At 64.2% G+C, this 25,004-nt stretch carries 25 protein-coding genes; 6 read left to right on the top strand and 19 right to left on the bottom strand.

What is annotated here, in order from left to right:
• Positions 1 to 5: 5 nt before the first annotated feature.
• The 9 genes from N5A92_RS05995 to N5A92_RS06035 all read right to left on the bottom strand — a co-directional run bounded on the left by N5A92_RS05995 (position 6) and on the right by N5A92_RS06035 (position 9,556).
• Positions 6 to 758 (bottom strand): SDR family NAD(P)-dependent oxidoreductase, encoded by a 753-nt coding sequence (locus N5A92_RS05995; protein ID WP_260901071.1) that lies wholly within the window; start codon positions 756 to 758, stop codon positions 6 to 8.
• Between the two features lie 55 nt (positions 759 to 813).
• On the bottom strand, positions 814 to 1,842 hold the full coding sequence (locus N5A92_RS06000; RefSeq protein WP_260902279.1) for a transketolase family protein: 1,029 nt from the start codon (positions 1,840 to 1,842) through the stop codon (positions 814 to 816).
• A gap of 11 nt (positions 1,843 to 1,853) precedes the next feature.
• Complete coding sequence (locus tag N5A92_RS06005; protein ID WP_260901072.1) at positions 1,854 to 2,708, bottom strand: transketolase; 855 nt, start codon at positions 2,706 to 2,708, stop codon at positions 1,854 to 1,856.
• A gap of 515 nt (positions 2,709 to 3,223) precedes the next feature.
• On the bottom strand, positions 3,224 to 4,312 hold the full coding sequence (locus N5A92_RS06010; protein ID WP_260901073.1) for an ABC transporter ATP-binding protein: 1,089 nt from the start codon (positions 4,310 to 4,312) through the stop codon (positions 3,224 to 3,226).
• Position 4,313: 1 nt separating this feature from the next.
• Positions 4,314 to 5,099 carry an ABC transporter permease gene (locus tag N5A92_RS06015; protein ID WP_260901074.1) on the bottom strand — a complete coding sequence of 262 codons (786 nt, stop codon included), beginning with the start codon at positions 5,097 to 5,099 and terminating at the stop codon, positions 4,314 to 4,316.
• Positions 5,096 to 6,103, bottom strand: a complete 1,008-nt coding sequence (locus N5A92_RS06020; protein ID WP_260901075.1) for an ABC transporter permease — start codon at positions 6,101 to 6,103, stop codon at positions 5,096 to 5,098. Before N5A92_RS06020 ends, N5A92_RS06015 begins: the two co-directional genes overlap by 4 nt.
• A gap of 125 nt (positions 6,104 to 6,228) precedes the next feature.
• The gene (locus N5A92_RS06025; RefSeq protein WP_260901076.1) at positions 6,229 to 7,338 is read right to left on the bottom strand and encodes an ABC transporter substrate-binding protein; all 1,110 of its coding nucleotides are present in this window, start codon (positions 7,336 to 7,338) and stop codon (positions 6,229 to 6,231) included.
• A 101-nt stretch (positions 7,339 to 7,439) separates the two neighbouring features.
• On the bottom strand, positions 7,440 to 8,531 hold the full coding sequence (locus N5A92_RS06030) for an NAD/NADP-dependent octopine/nopaline dehydrogenase family protein (protein ID WP_260902280.1): 1,092 nt from the start codon (positions 8,529 to 8,531) through the stop codon (positions 7,440 to 7,442).
• A gap of 17 nt (positions 8,532 to 8,548) precedes the next feature.
• Positions 8,549 to 9,556 (bottom strand): aminotransferase class IV, encoded by a 1,008-nt coding sequence (locus tag N5A92_RS06035; protein WP_260901077.1) that lies wholly within the window; start codon positions 9,554 to 9,556, stop codon positions 8,549 to 8,551.
• 161 nt (positions 9,557 to 9,717) lie between these two features.
• Here N5A92_RS06035 and N5A92_RS06040 point away from each other — a divergent pair, with 161 nt between their 5' ends.
• Complete coding sequence (locus tag N5A92_RS06040; protein ID WP_260901078.1) at positions 9,718 to 10,182, top strand: Lrp/AsnC family transcriptional regulator; 465 nt, start codon at positions 9,718 to 9,720, stop codon at positions 10,180 to 10,182.
• Between the two features lie 111 nt (positions 10,183 to 10,293).
• Here N5A92_RS06040 and N5A92_RS06045 read toward each other — a convergent pair whose 3' ends face one another.
• The 5 genes from N5A92_RS06045 to N5A92_RS06065 form a co-directional block, all read right to left on the bottom strand.
• Entirely contained in the window at positions 10,294 to 10,875 is a 582-nt protein-coding gene (locus tag N5A92_RS06045; protein ID WP_260901079.1) for a peroxidase-related enzyme, read from the bottom strand.
• A complete protein-coding gene (locus tag N5A92_RS06050; RefSeq protein ID WP_260901080.1) occupies positions 10,872 to 11,372 on the bottom strand; it encodes a CMD domain-containing protein in 501 nt (166 codons plus the stop codon). Before N5A92_RS06050 ends, N5A92_RS06045 begins: the two co-directional genes overlap by 4 nt.
• A 5-nt stretch (positions 11,373 to 11,377) precedes the next feature.
• The gene (locus N5A92_RS06055; RefSeq protein ID WP_260901081.1) at positions 11,378 to 12,886 is read right to left on the bottom strand and encodes an NAD(P)-binding domain-containing protein; all 1,509 of its coding nucleotides are present in this window, start codon (positions 12,884 to 12,886) and stop codon (positions 11,378 to 11,380) included.
• A gap of 78 nt (positions 12,887 to 12,964) precedes the next feature.
• Entirely contained in the window at positions 12,965 to 14,335 is a 1,371-nt protein-coding gene (locus N5A92_RS06060; protein ID WP_260901082.1) for an MFS transporter, read from the bottom strand.
• A gap of 63 nt (positions 14,336 to 14,398) precedes the next feature.
• On the bottom strand, positions 14,399 to 15,871 hold the full coding sequence (locus N5A92_RS06065; protein ID WP_260901084.1) for an aminotransferase class V-fold PLP-dependent enzyme: 1,473 nt from the start codon (positions 15,869 to 15,871) through the stop codon (positions 14,399 to 14,401).
• Between the two features lie 115 nt (positions 15,872 to 15,986).
• Here N5A92_RS06065 and N5A92_RS06070 point away from each other — a divergent pair, with 115 nt between their 5' ends.
• Positions 15,987 to 16,451: an Lrp/AsnC family transcriptional regulator gene (locus tag N5A92_RS06070; RefSeq protein WP_260901085.1), complete on the top strand. Its 465-nt coding sequence runs from the start codon at positions 15,987 to 15,989 to the stop codon at positions 16,449 to 16,451.
• 90 nt (positions 16,452 to 16,541) lie between these two features.
• Here the strand turns inward: N5A92_RS06070 and N5A92_RS06075 are convergent, their stop codons facing one another.
• Positions 16,542 to 17,891, bottom strand: a complete 1,350-nt coding sequence (locus N5A92_RS06075; protein WP_260901086.1) for an amidohydrolase family protein — start codon at positions 17,889 to 17,891, stop codon at positions 16,542 to 16,544.
• Positions 17,892 to 18,416: 525 nt separating this feature from the next.
• On the opposite strand from N5A92_RS06075, the gene N5A92_RS06080 reads away from it, so the two are divergent.
• Genes N5A92_RS06080 through N5A92_RS06095 form a run of 4 tightly spaced genes read left to right on the top strand, consistent with a single transcriptional unit; the run spans position 18,417 to position 21,650 of the window.
• On the top strand, positions 18,417 to 19,496 hold the full coding sequence (locus N5A92_RS06080; RefSeq protein ID WP_260901087.1) for a maleylacetate reductase: 1,080 nt from the start codon (positions 18,417 to 18,419) through the stop codon (positions 19,494 to 19,496).
• A gap of 44 nt (positions 19,497 to 19,540) precedes the next feature.
• Positions 19,541 to 20,461 (top strand): NAD(P)-dependent oxidoreductase, encoded by a 921-nt coding sequence (locus N5A92_RS06085; RefSeq protein ID WP_260901088.1) that lies wholly within the window; start codon positions 19,541 to 19,543, stop codon positions 20,459 to 20,461.
• Complete coding sequence (locus N5A92_RS06090; protein WP_260902281.1) at positions 20,454 to 21,332, top strand: intradiol ring-cleavage dioxygenase; 879 nt, start codon at positions 20,454 to 20,456, stop codon at positions 21,330 to 21,332. The genes N5A92_RS06085 and N5A92_RS06090 overlap by 8 nt, the downstream gene beginning before the upstream one ends.
• A gap of 30 nt (positions 21,333 to 21,362) precedes the next feature.
• Positions 21,363 to 21,650, top strand: coding sequence for a YciI family protein (locus N5A92_RS06095; RefSeq protein WP_260901089.1), 288 nt, complete (start codon positions 21,363 to 21,365; stop codon positions 21,648 to 21,650).
• Between the two features lie 21 nt (positions 21,651 to 21,671).
• Here N5A92_RS06095 and N5A92_RS06100 read toward each other — a convergent pair whose 3' ends face one another.
• The 4 genes from N5A92_RS06100 to N5A92_RS06115 are packed head-to-tail and all read right to left on the bottom strand — an operon-like array spanning position 21,672 to position 24,946.
• Positions 21,672 to 22,403, bottom strand: a complete 732-nt coding sequence (locus N5A92_RS06100; RefSeq protein ID WP_260901090.1) for an ABC transporter ATP-binding protein — start codon at positions 22,401 to 22,403, stop codon at positions 21,672 to 21,674.
• On the bottom strand, positions 22,384 to 23,112 hold the full coding sequence (locus N5A92_RS06105; protein ID WP_260901091.1) for an ABC transporter ATP-binding protein: 729 nt from the start codon (positions 23,110 to 23,112) through the stop codon (positions 22,384 to 22,386). The genes N5A92_RS06100 and N5A92_RS06105 overlap by 20 nt, the downstream gene beginning before the upstream one ends.
• Positions 23,109 to 24,071, bottom strand: a complete 963-nt coding sequence (locus N5A92_RS06110) for a branched-chain amino acid ABC transporter permease (RefSeq protein ID WP_260901092.1) — start codon at positions 24,069 to 24,071, stop codon at positions 23,109 to 23,111. Before N5A92_RS06110 ends, N5A92_RS06105 begins: the two co-directional genes overlap by 4 nt.
• Positions 24,068 to 24,946 (bottom strand): branched-chain amino acid ABC transporter permease, encoded by an 879-nt coding sequence (locus N5A92_RS06115; protein ID WP_260901093.1) that lies wholly within the window; start codon positions 24,944 to 24,946, stop codon positions 24,068 to 24,070. Before N5A92_RS06115 ends, N5A92_RS06110 begins: the two co-directional genes overlap by 4 nt.
• Positions 24,947 to 25,004: the final 58 nt, after the last annotated feature.

The raw sequence follows: 25,004 nt of genomic DNA on the forward strand, positions 1-25,004 counted from the left end.
TCTTCTCAGTGGATCAGAGCGCCGCCGTTGACGTCGACCTCGGTGCCCGTGCAGTAGGCCGCGAGATTGGACGCCAGGAACAGCGCGCAGCCGGCGACATCGGAGGCTTCGCCCGCGCGTCCCATCGGGATGTCGGCGACGATCGTTTCAAGCATCTCAGGCGTGAGCCTCCCGCCCGTGATGTCGGTTGCGATGAAGCCGGGGCAGATCGCATTGACCCGCACATTGTCGGGTGCGAGCTCGCGCGCCATGGCCTTGGTCAGGCCGAGGACGCCGGCCTTGGCCGCCGAATAGTGCGGCCCTCCGAAGATGCCGCCGCCACGCTGCGCGGAAACCGACGACAGATTGACGATGCTGCCGGACTTGCGCGCACGCATGCCTGGAATGACGGCCTGGCTCATATAGAGCGTCCCGCGCAAATTCACGTCGAGCACCGCGTCATAATTGCCGGGCTCGATCTCCATGATCTTGAGCGGCTGGGTGATGCCGGCATTGTTCACGAGCACGTCGATACGCCCCCAGCGGCCCTCCAGCTCTGCAACGGCTGTGTTGCACGCTGCCTTGTCGGTCACGTTACAGGCGAGCCCGACGTGATCAGGGCCGAGATCTGCGGCGCCATCGACGGCGGCCTCGGCATCAAGGTCGAGAATCGCTACCGTTGCGCCATGCTCGGCGAAAAGTCTTGCCGTCGCCTTGCCCAGACCGCGTGCGGAGGCCGCGCCGGTAACGACCGCATATCTGTTCGTCAGAAGGCCCATTGGCCGCATTCCTCCCATTGCTGAGTGCCTGTCTTCCCTCGCAGGGCGAGTGGCATCAAAGCCACCCCTTGATGCGTTCGGCGACCTTGTCGACGGAAATCTCATACATGTCGTGCAGCGTCGGCAGCGCGCCCGCCTCGAGAAATTCGTCAGGCAGGGCGATCATCCGAAACGAAGGCGCGACACCATTCGTCAGCAATGTACGCGCCACCGCCTCGCCCAGGCCGCCCACCTCTGTGTGGTTTTCCGCCGTCACCACGAGCCGCCCGCCCTTGCCCGCCTCGGCAAGGATCGTCTCCGTGTCAAGCGGCTTGATCGTGGGGACATGCAGGACGGCGACATCCACATTGTCAGCGGCCAGTCTCTCGGCGGCATCGAGCGCCCGCATGGTCATGAAGCCGGAGGAAATGATGAGGACGTCCTTTCCTTCCCGGATCATCTGGGCTTTGCCGAGCTGGAATTTGTAGTCGGGCTTGTGGCGGGTCAGCACCGAGGGGACCTTGCCGCGCAGGAGCCGCGAATAGACCGGACCGTCGTGCGTTGCGATCTGCGGCACCATGCCGGCGATGTCGTCGGCATCGCAGGGGTCGATAATGGTCATGTTCGGCAGGCCGCGGAAGATCGCAAGATCCTCGGTCGCCTGATGGCTCGGACCGTAGCCGGTGGTGAGGCCGGGCAAGGCGCAGATGATCTTTACCGGCAGGTTTTCCTCAGCGATGGCCATGGCGATGAAATCGTAGGCACGGCGCGAGGCGAAGACGGCGTATGTCGTCGCGAAGGGAATAAAGCCCTCTCGCGCTAGTCCGGCGGCCGTCGAGACGAGGACCTGCTCGGCCATGCCCATCTGGTAAAACCGGTCGGGCATCACGTTCGCGAAGACATGCAGGTCCGTGTATTTCGACAGATCGGCCGTCAGTCCGACGATCCGGTCGTCTTTCTTCGCCAGGTCGACCAGCGCGTGGCCGAAAGGAGCGTTGACGGTGTCGTATCCTTCCGCCGCCAGAGAGGCGATCATGGCGGAGGTGGCCATCCGCTCGCCGTCCGTGATGCGCGGAACCCGGCGCTGCTCGTATTTGCGGGCCATCGAAGCGAGCGTCATTGCGGCTTTCCTTCTTCCAGAACGGCCAGCGCCTTGCTCCATTCGTCGGCTTCGACACGGACGAAATGGGTGATCTCGCGGCTCTCGAGGAAAGGCACGCCCTTGCACATCCTGGTGTCGAAGATGATGACGCGCGGCTTTGGCTCGCTGACGGCACGCGCTTTATCGAACGCCGCGACGACGGCGTTGAGGTCGTTTCCATCCACGCGCTGGCAATGCCAGCCGAAGGCCTCCCACTTCGCTTCCAAGGGCTCCGAGCACAGCATCTCGGTCGACTTTCCGTCGGCCTGCTGGTTGTTGAAGTCGACGAGGCAAATCAGGTTGTTGAGTTTATGGTGCGCGCCCGACATCGCGGCTTCCCAGGTCGAGCCTTCGCCAAGCTCGCCATCCGACATCAGATTGTAGACCAGGGCGGGGTTCTTCTTGCGCTTCAAACCGAGTGCCATCCCGACGGCAATTCCCAGGCCGTGGCCGAGCGAGCCGCCTGTGATTTCCATGCCCGGCGTGTAGGAGGCCATGCCCGACATGGGCATGCGGCTGTCATCCATCCCATAGGTCTCAAGTTCCTCCTCGGGCAGGATGCCGGCTTCCATGAGGACGGCGTAGAGTGCGATTGCATAGTGCCCGATTGACAGGAGGAAGCGGTCGCGACCCTCCCATTCGGGGTCTTCCGCGCGGTATTCGAGAGCGTGGAAATAGGAGGCGGCAAGCACGTCGGCAATGCCGAGAGCCTGGCCTATATAACCCTGCCCCTGCACCTCGCCCATCAGCAGCGCTTTGCGGCGAATGTTCCATGCGCGCTGCGCCAACGTCATGTTCGACCCGCGGACAGTGCGGACAGCGCCTTCCATAAATTCCTCCCGGCTTGGCTTTATGCCTTCGAACTGTGGGAGAATGGCTACACCGGGAACGCGCCAGTCGTCCTTTATGAAAAATTACAGACTAGTGTAGCTGTTCTTCAGAATTTGGCCGCGCTACTCCTTGACTGTCTGCTGCCGAGAAGCAGTGCGAGGCATTGAGGTAATGTGAAATGGTCCTGCGCTTTGCCGACGAAGCAGACCAGGCGCCCTGATCCAGGACGGTCTGCTCAACTTGCGCCACTGCGATAGTGAACCAGCGCGATCGCGGCGCCGCGTTGCCCCAGGTCGGGTGGAGTGTTCGATCACCTCGGCCATCTGACCGCTGGCGTTGCTGAACCGGCTGTCACTTCAAAACACGCCCTTAGGTGAAATCGCGCACGAAAAATGGCTCGATTGGGCCGAAATAGGCCGCTCCGGGCCAGTTTTCCCTCCCGAAAAGGAACGTTGAGCTGCGGAAATGCCGGCAAGCGACGGCCGGCAGGCGCCCGTGGACTGGCGGCCGGCTTTTAGTCCCTGAGAACGCTCAGCCGGTCCGCGTCCCAGTCGATCCATAGCTGCTCGGGCGGCAGGCTATCGGCCTCGCGCGCGTCCAGATACGCCTTGATAACGGCGTCGTCGCGTTCGCCGACGCGGATGTCGAGCGCGGTGCGGCTGCCCTTGAAGAGCTTATTGACGATACGGCCCTCAATGGCATTGCCCGCTTGCGGCCTGGTGGAATAGCAGTTGACGTTTTCCAGCCGTAGCGCCGCCATGACGGCGTCGCCCGTCGCCGGCTTGGCGCCATGGGCGGAGCCGCGTACCTCGATGCCGTTCCAGTCGATAACAATGGCATCCCCGTCGCTGCCGCGCACCGTGCCTTCCAAAAGGTTGGTCTCGCCGATGAACTCGGCAACGAACCGGCTTTGCGGGCGGAAATAGAGCTCCTCGGGCGTGCCGTCCTGCTCCACCCGTCCAGCGTTCATCACCACGATACGGTCGGACATGGTCAGCGCCTCGTCCTGGTCGTGCGTGACGAAGAAGAAGGTCTTGCCGGTGCGTTTCTGGATGTCCTTCAGTTCCACCTGCACCTGCGCGCGCAGCTTTGCGTCCAGCGCGCCCAGCGGCTCGTCGAGAAGCAGGAGTTTGGGATCGGGGGCGAGTGCGCGCGCCAGCGCCACGCGCTGGCGCTGGCCGCCGGAAAGCTGGTCCGGCGTGCGGTCGCGGAACCCTCCGAGCTGCAGGAACTCTAGAAGCTCCTCGGTGCGCCTGTCGATCTCGCTGCGCGTCTTGCCCTTCAATTCCAGTCCGAAGGCCACGTTCTTGCCCACCGTCATATGGGGGAACAGCGCATAGTCTTGGAACACCATGTTGACGTCGCGCCGATTGGGCGGCAGGCGCGTCACATCGGCCCCACCGAGAGTGATGCGCCCCTCGTTCGGGGTTTCGAAGCCGCCAAGCATGCGCAGTGTCGTCGACTTGCCGCAGCCCGAGGGGCCGAGGAAGGTGACGAACTCGCCGGCCATGATTTCCATGTCCAGTTTGTCGACGGCGACGGTGGAACCGAAGCGCTTGGTGATCTTGTCGAGATGGACGATGACATCGCGTTGATCGGTCATGTCAGGCACCCTTGTTCATGCGCCGCATGGAACGTTCGGCCCAAAGGCCCAGCACGGCGGTCAGTATGAGGACTACGGTCGAGATGGCATTGATCTCCGGCGACATACCCGTACGCAGCATCGCGAAGATGAGCACGGGAAGCGTCGGCTGGTAACCGCCGAGGAAGAAGGCGCGCACGAAGTCGTCGAAGGACAGAAGCATGCAGAAGATGCCCGCGCCGATCAGCGCCGGCAGGAGGTAGGGCAGGGTGATGCGGAAGAAGGCGACCATCTTGTCGGCGCCCAGATCCTGCGCCGCCTCGATATGGCTTTTCGGCAGCGTCGCCAGCCGCGCCATCACCACCAGCGCCACGAAGGGCACATTGTGCACCGTGTGGCCGAGGATGATGGCGAACATGCCCGGCTCGATGGATAGGAACCGGGCAAAGATGCGCAGCGAAATAGCCGAGATGATGCCGGGGATGACTGCCGGCAGGCAGGTCAGCGCAAACACGATCAGCTTGCCGCGAAACTTGTTGGGGCCGAGGAAGGTCGCCACCCACACACCGATTACGAGCGACAGCAGAGTAGAGGACACGGCGATGGTCATGGAGTAGGCGAAGACCCCCAGAACCTCCGAGTCCTGAAAGACGCCCGCATACCACTCCGTGGTCCAGCCGCGGATGGGAAAGCCGATGAACTTCGAGTCCTTGAAGCCCATCATCACCATGAGAGCGAGCGGCACGAAGAGATAGACGACGAAGGCCGAATAGATGACCGACATCAGGATGCGGGTGTGCCGGGTCATTGCATCATTCCTTTCCCGTCGCGGCCCATGAGCTTGAGGAAAATACCCGTCAGCGTCAGCGTGGCTATGAGCATGATGGAGGAGAAGGCCGCACCCGTTGGCCACTGGTCGCCCGCGACGTGGAAGAAGCCGGCGATCGTTTCGGCAAAGACGGTGGTGCTGGGCCCGCCCAGAAGCACCGGCGTGGCGTAATAGCCGGTCGATATCAGGAAGACGAGCGTGCAGCCGGAGGCGATACCTTCCTTCGAAAGGGGCAGCGTGATGCGCAGAAACCGCGTCCAGGCGCCCGCGCCCAGATCGGCGCCGGCCTCCAGATAGTTGCGTGGGATCTTCTCGAGCGCCGAGTAGAGCGGCAGGAGCATGTAGAGAGCGGTCAGATAGATGATACCCATGCCCAGCGAGAAGCTCGTGTACATGAAGGGGATCGGCCGCTCGATCAGGCCCAGCCATTTCAGCGCCAGATTCACGGCGCCGTTGTTGCCCAGGAGAATCATGATCGCGTAGGTGCGCACGATCTCGCCCACCCAGAAGGGGACGAGCAGAAGCAGGAGTAGCAGAAGCTGGTTCTTGCGAGTGACATGCTTGGCCAGGAAGTAGGCCACGGGATAGGTGATGACGAGCGTCGACGCCGTCAGCACGAAGGCGAAGGCCAGCGTACGGAAGAACGGGATGATGAAGAACCGCTCTTCGAAAAAGCGTTGCCAGTTGGCCAACGTCACTTGCGGTTCCTGGCCGGCGGTTGGCGGATAGGAATCGAGGAAGCTGATCCAGAACATCTGGATAATCGGCCCGAGATGGGCGACCAGCACCCACAACAACGGAAAGCTGCCCAGCAGGACGAACTGCCGGCGCTGCGTCTTGAACAGCATTCCCGTGACCGACTGATAAAGGCCGTTGTTCATCAGCGCACCCCAGACGCTGCGCCGTCCGGCGCCGTCTGTGGGCGTGCCGACGCCGGCTTGCCGTTTTACATCTGCATGGGCCATGTCTTGCTGGCTACCCATTCATCGCTTCGCGCACTTGATTGACTGAAACTTTTCTCCGCGACCTGTCATCGGCCGCGAAGATGCGGGATGCCGCCTGCATTGAGCGGGGGCGAAGCTGTGCTCCGCCCCCGACGGCAGACTTGTCAGGACGCCTTGATTTCCTCCACGGCCGGATCGACGAGGCTGTATTTCAGGTCGTTCGCCTCGGCGCGGAAGAACTGCAGGCCCTGCAATTCTTCCTCGGTGAAGGACGCCGCCTTCTGCTCCAGCTCGGTCAGGTGCTGGTCGACACCCTTGAACGTGGAGATGAAGCCGGATGTCTTGGTCATCTGCGCGCCGACTTCCGGCCGGGACAGAAGCGCGTCCAGCAGCGCATAGGCATTATCCTGGTTGGGGCCGTTATTGGTCACGTTGAGCGTGTAGACGAAGCCGTAGGAGCCCTCCTTCGGGATCGTCATGTCGACGGGGAAGCCGTCCATGATGAGCTTCGAGATCGGGCCGCTCCAGGCGTGCGCCAGGACGATGTCCTGATTGATGAACATCTGCTGCACTTCGGCGCCGGAATCGTAGAACTTGCGCACCATCGGCTTGTGCTCGATGAGGAAGTCGCGCGCTTCCTTGACGATTTCGGCGGCTTTCTCCGGGTCGTCCTTATAGGCGATCATGTTGCCGTCGTAGCCAAGATACAGCATGACGACCGACATCATGTCCTGAATGATGTAGGCGGTCTGACCCTCGTATTTCGGGTCGAACATGACATCCCAGCTCTTGACCTCATCCTCGCCCACGACCTCGGAGTTGTAGGCCATAACTTCTGCGCCGGACAGGATGGGGGCGCCCCACTTGTTGCCGTTGATGGTCGCCCAGTCGCTCTCCGAATAGACCGGGTTGATGTTGCCCCAGTTGCTGAGCCGGTCCGTATCGAGCGGTGCCAGAAGGTCGGAGTCGATGAACTGCAGGAAACGATGGCCGGCCACGGTGACGAGGTCGACGCTCGGCTCCGGCGCTTCGGCCGCCAGCAGGTTGAACTGCTTGCCCTGGTCGTCGACCAGCCGGACGCGCACCTCGATGCCCGTTTCCTTCTCGAACTCGGCTTTGAAGTCGTCGGGGATGAAGTTGGCGTAAGTCCAGACATTGACGACGCCCGAGGCCCGCGCGGCTGTGGAGCGCAGATAGGCCGGCGCTGCCAGAACGGCGGCACCCGCTGCACCCGACTTGATGAAACCTCTGCGGCTGGTGATGAATTTACCCATGAGTCCATTCCCTCTTCTGGTTGGCATGTGTTGCGGCGCTTGGCGCCTTTGTTCGGCGGGGCTCTTGGCGCCCCCTTGCCATCGCATCCTGATCTCGCCTGTCACCCGGGCTGGGTTGCCCTTTCATAACCTTCCTGTGATAGGATCTTTAGTTCGTCGAGTGTCAATCTATTCAGTGCCAGCGCATCCAGGAGCTGGTTTTCGGTGAAAAAGTTGCGGCCGTAGAGGGCCGAGAAAATCTCGACGCCCGAGCGGTGAAGTTTTGCCTCACGGCCCGTAAGCTCGCCCAGTTTTACGGTCATCAGGAGGCCGTAGGGTACGTCCTCCGTGACATAGCGGCTGTCGGCCGTCGCCGGCCCTGTGCCGCCGCGGCCCTGGCGGTGCATCTCCTGGTTCATGTTGGACACTGTGTCCTGCGGCACATGGAAGGACAGGTGGAAGTGCTCGAAGATCGTGCGCACCGATAGGTCCAGCGCCTCGGCGATCGCCAAACGCTCGCGGTCGAGTGCCTCCAGCAACCGGCCAACATTGGGCGTGACGTTGTAGCCCTGGCTCCAGGTCTCGCTATGCTCCATTCGCGTCATGTTGCAGAGCGCAATGCCCATGTGGTTCTGCGGGTTGAGGTTGCTGAGCGAGATCGCAAGGAGCCCGTCGCGCTCCACGAAACGGTCGCCGAAGAGCCGCTGGCAGAGCGCCACGCCCTCGGTCGCGCGCGCGTTCGGCACGGTACACAAGTCGATCTTGCTGCGCACCGTGTTGACGCTGGCTTCCACATAGCTCGGCTGGCGGCCGGTGGTGGCCGTCGTGCCCCAGGCGACGATGGGCACGCTGAGCCCACGCTGCGCCAGAAGCCGCGAGAGATAGAGTGCGCCGAAGGAGGCGTGGGAGGAGATGATAACGGCCTGGTCGGGCCGGACATGTGGGGCGATGGCGTCGAAAACGGTTTTGTGGCCATAGCCGGGCAGGGCGATCAGGATGAGGTCGGCACCCTCCACCAGCGCCGCGGCATCGGAGGCCACGCCGGGATGGAACGTGCCTTCGACAGCGCCCGTTGCCGTCAGCGGCTCACCCGCGGCGAGCCGCTCGGTGCGCGTGCCCGAGGGCGACCACAGCACGGGCCGGTGCCCGGCCTGCTCCAGAAACGCCGCCGCGCCGAAGGCGATGGCCCCGGCCCCGGCGATCCCCACGGTCAGCCGATCCTTCTGCGTGTTCATTGGCTCAGCCCCCCGGTTTCGGTCCGTTTGTCGTTCTTGTCCTGTGCGGGATATCGCACCGGCGTCGACCACTCGTCGGCGCTGTGCATCTCCCAGTAGAGACTGCTCAGCCGCTTCGTCACCGGGCCGACGCGGCCGTCGGCAACCGGCGCCCTGTCGATGCGCGTCACCGGCATGATGCCGCCGGCCGTCGAGGTGACGAACACCTCGTCGGCGCCGCGCAATGCCCTTTCCGTCAGCGGAGCGGCCTCGGCCTTCAAGGAGAGGCGGGCGCATAGATCGAACACGGTTCGGCGGGTGATGCCCGGCAGAACCCCGCGCTCCGGCGTGGTCAATGCTCCGTCCTTGACAGCGAAGACGTTGAAGCCCGGACCTTCGGCGATATTGCCCGCTTGGTCGCGCAGCAGCACTGTGTCTCCCCCACGATCAAACGCTTGATAAACCCCTTCGACAAGATCAAGCCAGTGATAATTCTTGATGGTTGGATCAACGGAGGCGGGCGGTATGCGCTGCACGTCCGAGATGATTACATGCAGGCCATCGGCCATCTGCGCTTCATTGGCGACCGAGCCGAAGGGGACGGCAAAGGCGAGGAACCGGTTTTCCGCATCCCGCGGATCCCGGCTGAAAGTGGGCGACACGCCGCGCGTGCAGATCATCTCGACATAGGCGTTGCGCAGCCCCGACAACGCCACGCAGTTGCTCAAAACGGCGGCGATCTCTTCGCGGCTTTGCGAAAGCCGCATGCGCAGCCGCGAGACGCTGGAAAAAAACCGGTCCAGATGCAGGTCGAGGCGGAAAAACCGCCCGTCCCAGACGTGCACCGTGTCGTAGGTGGCGTCGGAGTGCAGAAACCCCCAATCGAGAATGGAGATCTTCGCCTCGGATATGGGCAGGTACTGGCCCTCCGTATAGGCGATGCCCCGCGGGTAGCGGGCCCGGTCGTCGTAGCGCTCGCTCACCCGTGGAAACAGCGTATCGGGCTGTTGCTGTGGTGCTGTCATGCTTGAACCTCTCCTTGAAGGCCGTGGTGGACGGCGTAAAGGAGACAGGGTTCAGACCGATATTTGTCGCCAAAAGACATAGCTCGGTGCAACAATCGCACCGATAATGCGCGGGAACCTGAAACACACGTTTCAATCGACCGGTTTGGAGACATTGCGCGATGCCGAAGGAACTGGACGAGCTGGACCGCCGCATATTGAGCGTGCTCCAGCAGGAAAACCGCCTTTCCTACGCAGAACTGGCGGATCGCGTGAACTCCTCGTCCGCCTCTTGCATGCGCCGCGTCAGGCGGCTGCGCGAGGAGGGCGTCATCGTGGGCGATCTCGCCCTGGTGGACCCGAAGGCGGTCGGCAAGTCGCTGACCGTGATTGTCCTGGTCGAACTGGAGCGGGAGCGGCTCGACCTTCTCGACGACTTCAAGCGTGAGATGCAGGCCGCCGACGAGGTCAGCCAATGCTACATGGTCACGGGAGAGGCCGATTTCGTGCTGGTGGTCACGGTTGAGGACATCGCGACCTTCGACCACTTCGTCAAGTCTAAGCTCTACGCCAACAGAAACCTGCGCAAGTTCCGCAGCATGATCACGCTGGACAGGCTCAAGTTCGAGCCGCGCGTCCACGTGTGAAGGGCTCTTGCAAGGGCGAGCGGCGACCGCCGGGGCGCTGACCGCAGCGGCCTTGCGCCAGGCAGGCGGTTTCCGTTTCCGTGTCGCCGTCCCCTCCAAGTCGTGTCGCTCCTAGCCTTCGTGCGCGACCGGATCGCCCAGCACATGCATCAACCGGTTCGCCCAGCCGAAGAGCGAGGCCGACAGGATGAGGTCGAGGATTTCCGCATCGTCCAGCCCCGCGTCGCGCAGCGCCTGGACGTCGGCCTCATCCGCTTCGCTCGGCGCCTTGGAAAGCCGGGTGGCGAAGCGGAAGATCGCGGCCTGCCTGTCGTCCAGCTCCGCCTCTTCGCCGTCGCGGAAGATGCGCTCCATCACGCTTTCGTCCTTGGCGAGCTGGTTATAGCGGCTGGAATGGACGGCCGCGCAATAGATGCAATGGTTGACCACGGAGGCCGCCGTCGCGCCGATCTCGCGCTCGGCCCTGCCCAGGCCGCCGCGATTGTACATGATGGCGTTGAAGAGCGGCGTGCGCACCTTCAGCGTCTCGACGTCGTTGGCCAGCACCAGCACGTAGTCCGACACCTTGGTGTTGGAAGGCGTGACCTTCAGCGCGTCGAGTTGTTCCGGTGTCGCCGCGGCGAGATCGATCGGCTTCACGCGGGGCCGCCAGTGTGGAATCTTGGTGGTGAACTCGCGGATGACCGTGCTCATGCCGTCGCCCTCATCAGTTTCAGCCCGGCGATCACGCGTACCTGGTAGGCCAGGAAGGCGTTGAGCTCGGCCAGGCGCACGATGTCCGCATCGCTGATGCCCACCTTCCGCAGCGCCTCGATATCCGCTGCGGTCGTCTCGCGCGTCCGCATCGTCACCAGGTCGGTGAAGGCAATTGCCGCCGCGAGCCGCCCGCCGCCCTTGAAGTCGGGGTCGGCCGCCGCGGCTTCGTCCGCGCTTGCACCGGCGTTTTCCAGCAGGCGTGCGTAATGTGCGGCCAGCGCCTCATCTTCGTTGAGCCGCGCGATGCGCACGGCGAGTGCGGCGCGCAGACCGTGCGACAGGCCGCCGGGATCGGCCGGCATCAGCGCGGCGTCATGCGTGGCCTGCGTCATCTCCATCACGTCGGCGCGGCCGGACAGCGCCGCGCGCACCGATGCGGCGTCCGCCGCGCTGGAAAGGCGGGTCACCACATCGTCGGCCAGGGTTTCGCTCATACCTGTTAGCTCCCGTTGGTGAATGCCGGTGCGGGCGTTGCCTCGGCGGCGTCCTCGATGTCGGTTTCGGTCCACTCGTCGCCCAGAAGCTCCGGCTTGGAATAGTCGACCATACCCTGCCAGTGCGTCTCCACATCCTCACGGTAGAGCGTGGCGGCGATCGAGCGCGTCAGCCATGCCGCGCCGTCGCTGATGCCGGGGATATCACCCGATACCTTGCCCAGGCTCGCCGACGCACCGTAGTTGAAGCAATAGACCTTCGACAGCCAGGGCGCCTTGCCGGGCGTGCGCTCGCGGAAGGTGAAATCCTTGTCGAGGTAGGGGAAGTTGGAAAGCTCGTTGCTTTCCTCTCCCGCCGGCGGCGTGTAGCGGTCGCGCCACAGCATGATCTCGCCCGCGGCCGCGCCAAGCTCCGTGCGCGCCAGCGGATCGACGGTGAAGCCGGTGCCGAGGATGACGAAATCCGTCGCAAGCCGCTTGCCCATCGTCGTCTCGATGACGACCTCGCTATTCTCGTAGTTCATCCGCCGGATGCCCTGACCGAAATGGAAATAGGCGTTCTTGTGCCGACTCACCCGAAGCGTGGAGCCGCGCGGGGCGGGGGTCTGGGTAACGAAGGAATACTGCATGAAGCGCCAGCGCCACTCGTCCGGCAGCGCGGCATAGCCCGCCGTGAAGCCGGGCGAGCCGATGCCCATCATCTTGTTGATGGTCGGCATGTGCTTGCGGCGGATGAGGTGGCGCACTTCTTTCGCGCCGGCTTCCAGCGCCTCGGCCGAATTGTCCACCGCCGAGGCGCCGACACCGATGACGACCACGCGCTTGTTCTTCAGCGCCGGGAAATCGATATCGTCGGCCGAATGCGCCCAAGAATGGTCGGGCAGGCCGTTGACGAAGTCGGGGATATTGGGCTGTCCCGTGCCGTCCCGCCCCGTGGCCATGATGAATTTGCGCGTCAGGATGGATTTTTCCTTGGCGCCACGTCCGGCAAGCTCGAGGCGCAGATACTCGCCCTCGGGGCGTACACGCTTCACCTCGACCTCGTTCTCGACCGGAATGTCCAGCACCCTGCGGTACCAGACGAGGTACTCCATCCACATGGGCCGTGGGATCTTGTCGAGCGCCTCCCACGCCTCCTCTCCGTAAAGCGCGGTGAACCAGGCGCGGAAGGTGAGCGAGGCGTGGCCGTAGGCCGGGCCGGTGAGCTGCTTGGGCGAGCGCAGCGTCTCCATGCGCGCGTAGTTGAGCCACGGCCCTTCCAGCCCCGCCGGGTTGCGGTCGAGGATGCGCGTGTTGCGTATGCCGCTGCTCCAGAGCGCGAAATACGCAAGAAGCCCCACCATGCCGCCGCCGATGATGACAACGTCGTGCACCCGCTCGCCGTCTTTTTCACGCGACGGCACCCAATTGGCCGGCGGCAGACACAGATAGGCGAGATCCTGTCGAACCCGATCTTCGAGCCGTGCCAGGCGCTCGGCACCGATTGCCGGGTTTATGTCTGCGGAGTGCTGCATCTTTGCCAGTCTCAGCCTTCTCAAGCGCCCTGGAAAGGAATGTCTTTCCCTTCTGCCACGGCTCGTTCCAATCTCTTTTTACATATTCCAGACCGGGTGGTGGTCGTCGATCACGAACGCATGGCGGTGGCGAAGGGGTGCGTGCCGGTGCGGGTGCGCGTGCGGCTCCGGTCCCTCCCATCCTTCGTGCTCGTGGTCGTGATGCTCGTCATGAACATGCATGTGGTCGTGGTGGAGCGCCGCGTGCGTGTGCTCACGCTCCGTCGGGTCGTGCGCGGGCCAGATTGTGAGCGCGACAAGGCCGGAGGCGAGCGCCCCGCACGCCATGGCTGCGAAGGAGAGTTCCATCCCCAGATGCGCGCCGAGATAACCCGCCAGCGGATAGGTCGCAAGCCAGCCGGCGTGGGAGAGCGAGAATTGCGTGGCGAACAGCGCTGGCCGGTCCTCGCTATGGCTGGAGCGGGCGATCAGCAGTCCGCCGGGCGTCAGCACCAGTGCGGCGGAGGCGCCAAGGATGAGCCACAGGGCCAGAACGCCGGCGAAAGGCAGGCCGATGAGAATGGTCCAGGGCGCAAGGCCGAGAATGAGCGCGCCGGCGCCCATGGAGAGACGCGGCGGCGCCCGCTTCAAGAGCGCCCGCATCGAAATGGCTGCCAGCATCGAGCCGGCACCGTAGCAGGCGAGCATGGTGGTGTAGGTCTGCTGCGTACCGCCCAGGGTCTCGCGGGCGAAGACGACGGAATTGACGATCACCCACGCACCAGTGAAGGAGACGGCCATGCCCAGCGCGAACAGCGCGCGCAGGCGCGGCGTCCGAGCATAGATGCGAAAGCCGCGCGAAAGACGCTCGACGAAGGGCCGCGCGGACTTGGCCGTCCCGCGTTCCGGCAGCTTGGCGGACAGAACGAAAGCAGCCGAGGCGAGAAAACCGAGCGCCGTACCGACGAAGAGCAGCCGCGCGTCCATGATCCCCAGGAGCAGGCCGGCAACAAGCGGGCTTAGAAGCGTTTCCATGTCATAGGCCAGGCGTGACAGCGAGAGGGCGGAGGTATACCCCTCCTCGTCGGGCAGAACGTCGGGAATGACGCTCTGGAACGTTGGCGTGAAGGCGGCCGAGCAAAGCTGGAAGATGAAGACGATCAGATAGATCTGCCACACGGCCGTGACGAAGGGCAAGAACGCCACAAAGGAAAACCGCAGCACGTCGAGGCCAACCAGAAGTGGCTTGAATGGGGCGCGGGCGGCCAGCGCGCTGGCGATGGGGGCAAAGCCCACATAGGCTACCATCTTGATGGCCAGCACCGTGCCCATGACGATGCCGGCGTCCTCGCCCGTCAGCTCGTAGGCGACAAGCGCCAGCCCCACGGTCATCAGCCCCGTGCCGAGCAGCGACAGGACCTGCGCCGAATAGAGCCGACGAAACTGCTGATTCTTCAGAACCGATAGCATGTGCCCCTCTTGCCGCCGCGGCGGCATTGTTGTCATTCGCGCGCGGCACCCGCTTGCGCCGCCTCAACCCGCGAGCCTTCGCTCCTCCTTTGCGTCCGTGCTGTGTTTAAACCGTGCGGTGGCCGCATCAAAGCCGTAGTCGCCGACGTAACGCCCGGCATGGCGCGCAAGTTCGTCCACAGCGTATACGATCTTATCGGCCTTATCATCGCTGAGAAGATAGCTCAGGTTGAGTCGCACCCAGCCCGGCTTCTCGATCTCATGGCCGGCGCGTATCGCCGCCAGAAGGGCCGTAGAGCGCCCCTCGTCGATGCCGAGCAGGCGGTGCGCGTAGGGCCCTGCGCAAGCGCAGCCGCCGCGCGCCTGGATGCCGCAAAGATCGCTAAGCATGCGCGTGAAAAGCTGGTGATGCACATAGGTTCTGTTCTCGCCGCGCACGCGAAAGGAAAAGATCGGCAATGCCGGCGCCTCCCGCTTGCCGAGAAGCTCGAGATACGGATTGTCCCCCCACACGGCCAGGGTGCGCTCTCGCAGTTCGCGGTCGCGCCGGTTGATGAAATCCTGCCCCAGCGCCTCCTTGACCATAAGCACGAGCGCAGCACGGATATCGCCCACCACATTCGGCGTGCCGGCTTCCTCGCGCGCCGAGACTGAGCTGGAATAGTCGTGCGTCCAAGGCGAGACAAAGGTCACGGAACCGCCGCCCGGCATACTGGGCCGAACAGAGCGCACGATGCCGTCGCGCAGGACGAGAACGCCTGACGCGCCGGGGCCGCCGGGAAATTTGTGCGGTGAGAAGACAATGGCGTCCTTGGCGCAATCCGTGCCAGCGCGCATGTCCATGGCGAGATAGGGCGCGCCGCCTGCGTAGTCCCAGATCGCCAGGGCGCCGTGGGCCTTCAGGACCCGCGTGACACGATCGGTATCCGTGAGGATGCCGGTGACGTTGGAGGCGGCGGAGAAGACACCGATCTTGAGCGGCGCATCGGCGTGCCGCTCCAGCGCGTGCGCCAGCATGTCGAGGTCCGGGCCGCCATCGGGCGTCTCGTCGATCTCAACCGTCTCGGCCCCGCTTTCGCGCCAGGGCAGGATGTTCGAGTGGTGCTCGTACGGGCCCATGAAAACGACCGGCCGACGCCCTGCTGCTGCCATTTCGGGCAATTGCAGGAGGCGGACGAGCTTGTTGACGCCGGTGGTGGCGCCGGAGCCGGCAAAGACGACGCTCGTCTCCTCGTCCGCGCCCACCGCGCGCTTGACCACCGAACGCGCCTCCTCACGCAGCCGCGTGCAGAAGGACCCGCAGAAGGAGGCTTCGGTGTGGCTATTGGCGTAGTAGGGCAGCACGCGGTCGCGCACGAAATCCTCGACCTGGGCGAGCGCCCGGCCGGACGCGACGTAATCGGCGTAGATCAGGGGCTTAGTCCCATAGGGACCGCCGATCGAGGCGCTCTCGCCGATCAGCCCCCCGTGCAGGCGCGCCGGCAGGTCGTCGCCTTTCAGGCTTTCGGAAAATTCCGTTAGGACGCTTGCGCGCATTCTGGTCCTCGCGAATGATCGTGCACTCGGCTCGACTAAAAGCTTCGCACAATCCGGTGCGATGATTTTCACAAAAAGCGTTGTGAAAATGCCATGTTCTCGTTCATATGAACGAATGGAACGGGAAAAAATAGATCAATTTGATGTGCGCATCCTGCGCGAGCTTCAAAAGGATGCCTCGTTGTCCCAGCGCGAACTGGCCGACAAGGTGGGCCTGTCCCAGAACGCCTGCTGGCGCCGGCTTCGGGCGCTGGAGGATCGCGGCATTATCCGCGGCCGCACGCTCCGGCTCGACCGTGCAAAGCTGGGCCTCGGCCTGGTGGTGTTCGTGATGGTGAAGACGCGCCACCATTCCGCCGCCTGGCTGCAGACGTTCCGCCAGCACGTCTCGGGTATTCCCGAGGTGGTGGATTTCTTCCGCATCGGCGGCGACTACGATTACATGCTGCGCATCGTCACCACCGACATGGCGAGCTTCGATTCCGTCTATCAGCGCCTCATCCAGAAGGTGGAGCTGGAATCCGTGACATCCTATTTCGCCATGGAGGCGATCGAGGAGCGCCGGCCGCTGCCGATCTGAGATCCGGCGCGCGCGGCCGCCGCTGCGCACTCCCGGTACTTCAGCCCCGAGCGTTTTGGCAATCTGTACGGCATAGGTGCCGGTTCCGCTCTAGAGCCGGAAAAGGTTATGCTCCACGTCCGCCGCCTCGAACAGATAATCGCGGGAGGCTTCCAACTCGCGCCGCAGTTTCCCCGCGTCCACATCCAGAGGTTCGCCCCTCCACTTGCGGATCCTGCCGGCCACCATGACGGTATCGACGTTGCTGCGCTCCATCAGCGTGACCACCGCGCCAGGCACGTGGTTGAGAGGTGCAACATTGAGAGCGGTCGCATCCAGCAGAATGATGTCGGCCTCCTTGCCGGGCGTAAGCGATCCCGTCCTGGCGTCGAGCTTCAGGCCCTTTGCCCCTTCGACCGTCGCGAAGCGGATCACGTCGCGTGAGGTCAGGAGCGGCGGCAGGTCCGTTTCGCCGCCCAGCGCCATCTCGTTCACGAAAGCGCGCTGCAGCGTCAGCGCACAGCGCATCTGTGTGAACGGATCGGCGGTCATGGTGCATTCCACGTCGCTGGAAAGCGACGGCTGCATGCCGAGGTCGAGCGCCTTTTGGATCGGCGGCATGCCGTGGCGCATCGTCATCTCGATGGGAACGGCGAGTGAGACATGCGAGCCCGCCTCGGCCGCCACCTGCCAGGCGAAATCGCTCATGCCGGTCATGTGGATAAAGATGTTGTCCGGGCCGAACTGGCCGGCCTTGGCAAGCTCGTCGAAAGTGGACGCCATGCCGAAGGTGCCCACCACGTGAAGCGCCACCGGCACGGCGATCTCCCGGCCGATCTGCCATGCCGTCTCGTAGCCCGGCAGGTAGATCTCGCCGCCCATCACCATCGTCAGCAACTGGTCGTCCGAAGCGAAATGATGCGTCTTGATGCGCTGGGCATCGAGCGGATACTTCGACTTCTCTCCCCACCCTTCGAAGTAGCCGAGAACGGCGCGCCGTCCGGCATCCTTCAGCGCGGCGACCGCGGCGTCCGTATGCTCGGGCGAGTGATGGATCTGCGACACGTCCATCACCGTCGTTACGCCGGCGTCGAGCTGGGCGATCGAGCCGAAGAGCTCGTTGATGTAGACATCCTCGGGTCGGTAGACCATCGAGAACTTTTGCAGGATGTGCTCATAGTAATTGACGAGGCTATGCGGTGCGCCGTCATTGATGAGAATGCCGTCGGCGAGAAAGCCGCGCAGGGCGGTCTCGAACTGATGATGATGGGTGTCGATGAAGCCCGGCATGACGATCATGCCCTTGGCGTCGATGACGGCGGCGTCTGAGGCTGTTAGATCGGGCCCTACCGCCACAATCCTGCTGCCTTCGATGAGCACGTCGGTCTCCACGAAGTCGCCGACCGCCGGATCCATGCTGAGCACAGCGCCGCCCCGGATCAGAACTCTGCGGCCCGGCATGCCGCTTTCGGAGGGGACCGGCACGGGGTTTCTGCCCGTCCGGGGCTGCTCCTGCGGCGCCGATCCGCCTGCCGCTGAAAGGGGACCTGCAGCCGCCAGATGCGGAAATATGTTGCTATGCGAATGCTCGTGACCGCAGATCGCGCACATGTGAGTCTCCTCCCTGTTCTGCCAGCACGCCAGCCCACACGGGGCTTTCCCATTCCCTTGCTGGGAGCATATACCAGAACCAATCGTGCATCTATACTGAACAATACGTCGCTAGTTGAAGCACAAGAAGGCGCGCTCCCGTAAGGGAAGCTGCGCCATAATGGCGTCGCTGTGAAGCTTGCTTGTTAATGCAAATGAAACGTGTATATCTCAGCTGAACGTGTGTAGCTGAGGTTTGAGCGGCAGCAATGACGGGCCGAGCCACGTGCGCATATCCTGGTATGTTGCCGGTGGGTGCGGTGTGCGAGGCAATGGGAGGCCGGCGTGGGTTCCCGGCTGCCTTTAAACTTGATGCCGGTGATTGGAGGTGCCTTCATGCGTGAGAGGATGGATGCCTTCGCTTATACCGCACTTCCCGGCCGCGTCGTCTTCGGTACAGGCACCTTGGCGCAGCTTTCCGAGGAGATGGAGCGGCTGGAGTGCCGTCGTGCTTTCGTCCTTTCCACGCCGCAACAAGCCGACAAGGCGCGCGAGCTCCTCTCAGATCTGGGCGAGCATGGCGCAGGGCTTTTCGACGGCGCTACGATGCATACCCCGGTCGAGGTGACGGAGCGTGCCCTTGCAATAGCGCGGGAACTCGAAGCCGACTGCACGGTCGCCTTCGGCGGCGGCTCCACCATTGGGCTGGGAAAGGCGATCGCACTCAGAGCTGACCTGCCGCAGATCTGCATCCCAACCACCTATGCCGGCTCGGAAATGACGCCGATCATTGGCCAGACCGAGAACGGTGTGAAGACGACGCAGCGCACCGAGAAGGTGCTGCCGGAGGTCACCATCTACGATGTCGATCTGACGCTCACGCTACCTGCATTGCTGTCGGCGACCTCAGGCTTGAACGCGATGGCGCATGCGGTGGAAGCACTCTACGCCAAAGACCGCAATCCGGTGATCGCGCTTCTCGCGGAAGAGGCGGTCAGCGCGCTCGCCTCAGCCCTGCCGAAGGTCGTAGCCGATGGCGTGGACAGGCGCGCGCGCACGGACGCGCTCTACGGCGCCTGGCTGTGCGGCATGTGCCTCGGTTCGGTGGGGATGGCGCTGCATCATAAGCTCTGCCATGTGCTGGGCGGCGCGTTCGACCTGCCGCATGCCGAAACCCACGCCATCGTGCTGCCGCATGCGCTCGCCTACAATGCGGCGGCGGCGCAGAGCGCGGCCGCGGCCCTGTCGCGGGCGCTCGGTACGCAAGATCCGGCGCAGGCCCTCTTCGATCTGGCAGGGAAGCTCGGCGCCCCGCGGGCGCTCAGGCAGATCGGAATGCCGGAGGATGGCATTGCCCCTGCCGCAGAGCTGGCGCTGGAGAATCCCTACTGGAATCCGCGCCCGATCGGGCGGGACGCCATAGAAACGCTGATCGCAAGAGCCTGGGCGGGCGAGCCGCCGTCCGCCTTGCGCTAGTGTGGAGGGCGGCAAAGGAAGAACGCGCGAGCGAGGAGGAGGGAATGACGGAAAAGCCAGCAATCGGCTGGATCGGTCTGGGAAAGCTCGGCCTGCCCATCGCCGGGAGAATTGCCGAAGCCGGCTATTCCGTGACCGGCTATGACCCGGCATCGGACCGCCTGGCGCTTGCCGCCGGGCGCGGCATCGAGGGGACGGCTGCGATGGAAAGTGCCGCCCGGGCGGACGTGGTCTTCTCCTGCCTGCCCGACGACCGGGCGCTGCGCGCCGCCACGCTCGGCGAGCAGGGGCTGCTGGCGCTCATGCGCAAGGGCGCGGTCTTCGTCGAGATCAGCACCGTCAGCCCGGAGGCTTCCGCCGAGGTCGCGAAAGCCGCCGAGGCGGCCGGTGTCCACTATCTGCGCGTGCCGATCTCTGGCAACGCTTCCATAGCGCATACAGGCAATCTCTCCTGCTTCGCCTCGGGGCCGAAAGAGGTCTTCGAAGAGATCCTGCCGATGCTCGCCACCTTCACGCGCGCACAGGTCCATCTCGGCCCGGGCGAGGAGGCGCGCTACGCCAAGCTGGCGATCAATCTCATGATGGCGGCGACCGCCGTGATGCTGGGCGAGAGCTTGGCGCTCGCACGCCGGGGCAAACTCGACTGGCAGGACATGCTCGACGTGCTCGCCGACAGTGCCGCCGCCTCGCCCATGGTCAAGTACAAGGTCGGCCCGCTCGCAGAGCGCGACTTCACCTCCACCTTTTCGTGCAAGCAGATGATCAAGGATCTCGACCTGATCATCGGGGCGGGCCGGGCCGGCAGCGTGCCCATGCCGCTCACCGCGCTGGTGCGCGAGACCTATGCCGCCATCGTCGCCCGCGGTGAAGGCGCGCTCGACTTCATCGCCCCCGTCAAACACACCGAGTGGCTCGCCGGGCTCGGCGAGCCCGAACGCAGGACATCGAGGGATGCTGATGGGTAACTTCAACGAATTCACAATCACCGATGCAGTGGTGGAGCGCGTGCACGAGGCCGAAGACCCGCGCATCCGCGAAATCAGCGAGGCGGTGGTCCGGCATCTGCATGCGCTTGTGCGGGAGGTTCGCCCCTCCCAGGAGGAATGGAAATTTGTCATCGACTTCCTCACCCGCACGGGCCAGATATCCGACGACAAGCGGCAGGAGTTCATCCTGCTTTCCGACACGCTGGGCATTTCCATGCTCATCGACGCCATCAACCATCCCGCGGGCGGCGGCGCGACGGAAACGACAGTGCTCGGCCCCTTCTATGTGGAGTCCCCGCCGGAGAAGACGCTGGGCGAAGACATTTCCGCCGGCATGGAGGGCCAGCCGCTCTACGTCTCGGGAAGTGTGAGCGGCGGCGACGGAAAGCCCCTTGCCGGAGCGATCGTCGATGTCTGGCATTCTGACGATGACGGCCACTACGACGTTCAGCAGCTCGACGCCATCGGCGGGCTTGCCATGCGCGCCCGCTTCCGCGCCGACGAGGCTGGCCGCTTCCACTTCTGGACAATCAAGCCCGCCGCCTATCCCATCCCGCATGACGGGCCGGTGGGTGACATGCTGAAGGCGCAGGGCCGTCACCCATGGCGTCCCGCCCATGTCCACTTCATGATCGACGCGCCCGAACACGAGCGGCTGGTGACCCACGTCTTCGTCGCGGGCGATCCCTATCTCGACTCCGATGCCGTGTTCGGCGTGAAGGATTCGCTGATCCGCGAGTTTCCGGAGCACCTGGCGGGCACAGCGCCCGACGGCCGGCGGATGGATCAGCCCTATTCCCACCTGCACTACGATTTCCAGCTCGAATCGAAGCCCGCCGCCAAGGGCTGAGATTGCGGCAGTTCACGAAGAGGAGGCCCCATGCTTTTCGCCATTCACGCCCTGGACAAGGACGGCGCGCTACCCACGCGGCTCAAGCATTATGACGCGCACAAGGCGTTTTTGAGCGATACCAGCGCGTTCGGCGTGAACATCGTGATGTCGGGGCCGCTCACCGCCGATGAAGGGGAGACCATGATCGGCAGCCTTTTCCTGGTCGAGGCGGAGGACCGCGCCGCCGTGGAGCGCTTCAACCAGGCTGACCCGTTCCACGAGGCGGGCATCTGGGAGAGGGTTGCGATCACCGGCTTCATCCGCCGCCAGGGCTGAACCCAAGGTGCGATCAGCCGGTCACACCGCGCCCATCATCGCACTGCGGATCTCTTCCTGCCCGGCAGGGTCGAGCTTCTGGTCGAAGACGCGGATGATGCGGCCGTGCGAGAGGATGTAGGCGCGAGAGGCCACCTCGATCGCCTGGAAGAAGCTCTGCTCGGCCATCAGTATGGTGAGTCCCGTCTGCTCCTGCAGCCGGCGGATGGTGGCGATGACCTGCTCCACCATGATCGGCGCCAGGCCCACGGAAGGCTCATCCACGACGATCAGCTTCGGCGCGGTCATGAGCGCACGGGCGATCGCCAGCATCTGCTGCTGGCCGCCGCTCAAGGTGGAGGCGGGCTGCCTGCGCCGTTCCTTCAGGATTGAAAAGGTCTCGTAGCAAAGTTCCAGATTGGCTTTCCTGCCGGCTTTGGCTCGGTTCGAGCTGCCGGCCAGAAGAAGGTTCTCCTCCACCGTGAGATTGGGGGCGAGCCGCCGTCCTTCCGGCACATAGCCGATGCCGAGACCCACGATCTCGTGCGGAGCACGGCCGGCCAGCTCGATCGTCTCACCGTCCCATTCTAGGATGACGCGGCCTGCGCCCGGCCGCACGAAACCGAGAATGCTGTTTAAGAGCGTGCTCTTGCCGTTGCCGTTCATGCCGAGAAGCGCTACCAGCTCCCCTTGGCGCACCTCGATTGCCACGTCGCGCAGAACCGTTACGGCGCCGTAGCCGGCGAAAAGGCCTTCAACGTGCAGTCTGTTCACCGAAATACACCTTCTGCACGACGGGGCTGCTGGTAATCTTCTCGGGGCTGCCCTCGGCGATCACCTGCCCGGTTTCCAGACATATGACGCGCTCGGAATAGCGCATCACCGCATGCATGATGTGCTCGATCATGATGACCGTCACGCCCGCGCGGTTGAGTTCGAAGAGCACCGAGAGGATATCGTCGATCTCGGCCTCTGAGAGGCCAGCCATGGCCTCGTCGGCGATCAAGATGGCGGGACGCGCGGCAAGCGCGCGCGCCAGCTCTAGCTTGCGCAGTTCGAGTTGCGAGAGCTGCTCGGCGGGATGGTCCCGCCGCTCGGCGAGGCCGACCGAGCGCAGGATTTCCTCCGCGTTCTCCAGCTCTTTCCGCGCCGACGTGGCGCCGTAATCCATCGGCACTAGCAGGTTCTCGATCACCGTCATGCCGGTGAAGGGATGCGGAATCTGAAAGCTGCGCGAGAGGCCCAGACGCGCCCTGCGGTAGGCGGGCAACCGGGTGATGTCCTGGCCTTTGTAGCTGATCGTGCCGGTATCCGGCCGGAAGAAGCCGGTGATGCAGTTGATCAGCGTCGTCTTGCCCGAGCCGTTGGGCCCGATGATGCCCAGCCGCTCGCCCTCGGCAACGTCGAGGCCGACCGGGCCCAGCGCCTTGATCGCGCCGAAGCTCTTGCTGACGTCGCGCACCGACAGTAGTGGCTCGCTCATGGCTTTGCCCCTGAAAGTCTGAGCTTCGGCCTGGCCCATGCGGATTTCAGCCCCAGCAATCCCTCGGGGGCGAGCACGACGAAGGCGATCAAGACGACGCCGACGGCGAGGATGTTGAACTCCGAGGAGATGGTGACGGTGGCGATCTGCTGGACACTGGCCAAAAGCAGCGCGCCGATCACCGGTCCCTTCCAGTTGCGCGTGCCGCCGATGAGCGGCATGGCCAGCGCATTGAGGCCGATCAGCAGGCTGAAGGCGCTCACCGGGTCGAGATAGGAGGTGTAGGTGGGGTAGGGCGCGCCGGCCGCGGCCATCACGCCGCCGCTCAGCGCGCAGGCCAGCAGCTTCAGCCTGAGCGTCGGCACCCCGCAGCTTTCGGCCGCGGGCTCGCTGGCACGGATGGCGCGCAGGCCGCGCCCGATCCAGGAAAGCTCCAGCCAGCGGGCGAGCACCACTGCGCAGGCGGCGATTACCAGCATGACCCAGAACACGAACTGGGTCTGCCCGCCGAACCAGGCGGGCGGGGGAGGAGCGATATGGGTCATGCCGGAGGCGCCGCCGAGATATTCGGTGTTGTGAACGAGCGTTTCCAGCACGATCACCAGCGCCACGGTGGCGATGGCGAAATAGACCCCCTGGATGCGCAGCGTGAGGTAGCCGGTCGCCACGCCGAGGAACATGCCGACGGCGGCGGCACCCAGGATCTGGAAAATAAGCGGCAGGCCGAATGCCTTGAAGAGGAACGCGGCGGCGTAGGCGCCTGCGCCGAAGAAGGCGGATGCGCCGAAATTCGTGTAGCCCGCGTACCCGCCCAGTATGTTCCAGCCGGTGGCGATGACGACATATTGCAGGACCACATAGCCGGCGTAGAAATAATAGGGATTGGGGATCACCATCGGCAGGAACAGGCCGGCGACCACCAACAGGGCCGCGACCAGGGCGAAGCGCGGGAGCGTCATCGGACACCTCCGAACAGTCCCGTGGGCCGAAGGGCGAGGGTGGCCAAGAGGATGGCGAAGGCCACTCCCGGGGCCCAAGAGGGGCTGGCGAAGCTCATGACGAGGGATTCGGCGACGCCGATGATGATCGCGGCGGCGAGCGTGCCGGGGATGGTGCCCATGCCAGCCAGCACGACGATGGCGAAGACGCGGCCGATATGGATGCGGCCCGCGAAGGGGTCCACCGGGCCGGTGATGACGAGCGCCGCACCCGCGATGACGGCCAAAGCCGTAGCGATCCCGAAGGCATGGCGCTTGATGGCGGTCGGGTTGACGCCGGCAACGCTGACCGCTCGCTCGTCATGGGCCACGGCGCGGATGGCCAGGCCGGTGTTGGTCTTGCTGAGGTAGAGCCAGAGCAGGAAAACGACGACCGGCGTGATCAGGGCAGGTACGAGGAAGCGGTAGGGAATGGCGACGGTCCCGAGCCGCAGGCTCTCGCCGACATAGCCGACGCGGACCGAGCGTAGGTCCGTGCCGTAGGCAACCACGAGCGCGATTTCGATGACGAGCGAAATGCCGAAGAAGAGGGTGAGGCTTTGCAGCGTATTGCCGCCGCCCCGCGATTCGAAGGACCGAGCGTAGAATTCGTAGAAGGCAAGCCCGATGAAATAGAAGGGAATGCTCCACAGTAGGCCCGCCAGGATGGGGTCGAGGCCGAAGCGGTTCAACACCACGACCGCGTAGGCGCCGGCGATCACAATGGCCGGATGCGCGACGTTGGGGATGTGCAGTATGCCGAAGGTGATCGCCAGCCCGAGCGCCAGAAGCGCATAAATGCTGCCGAGCACGATGCCTGTGGCAACGGCGTTCAGAGCTAGGTCGAGAACGATCATCGGGCTTTCGCGCTGTGGGGGACGGGGAGGACGGCCCGCGGCTTGCGGGCAGGCCGTC

Origin of the sequence: Chelativorans salis, from assembly GCF_025336525.1 — a bacterium.
Classification (GTDB): domain Bacteria; phylum Pseudomonadota; class Alphaproteobacteria; order Rhizobiales; family Rhizobiaceae; genus Chelativorans; species Chelativorans salis.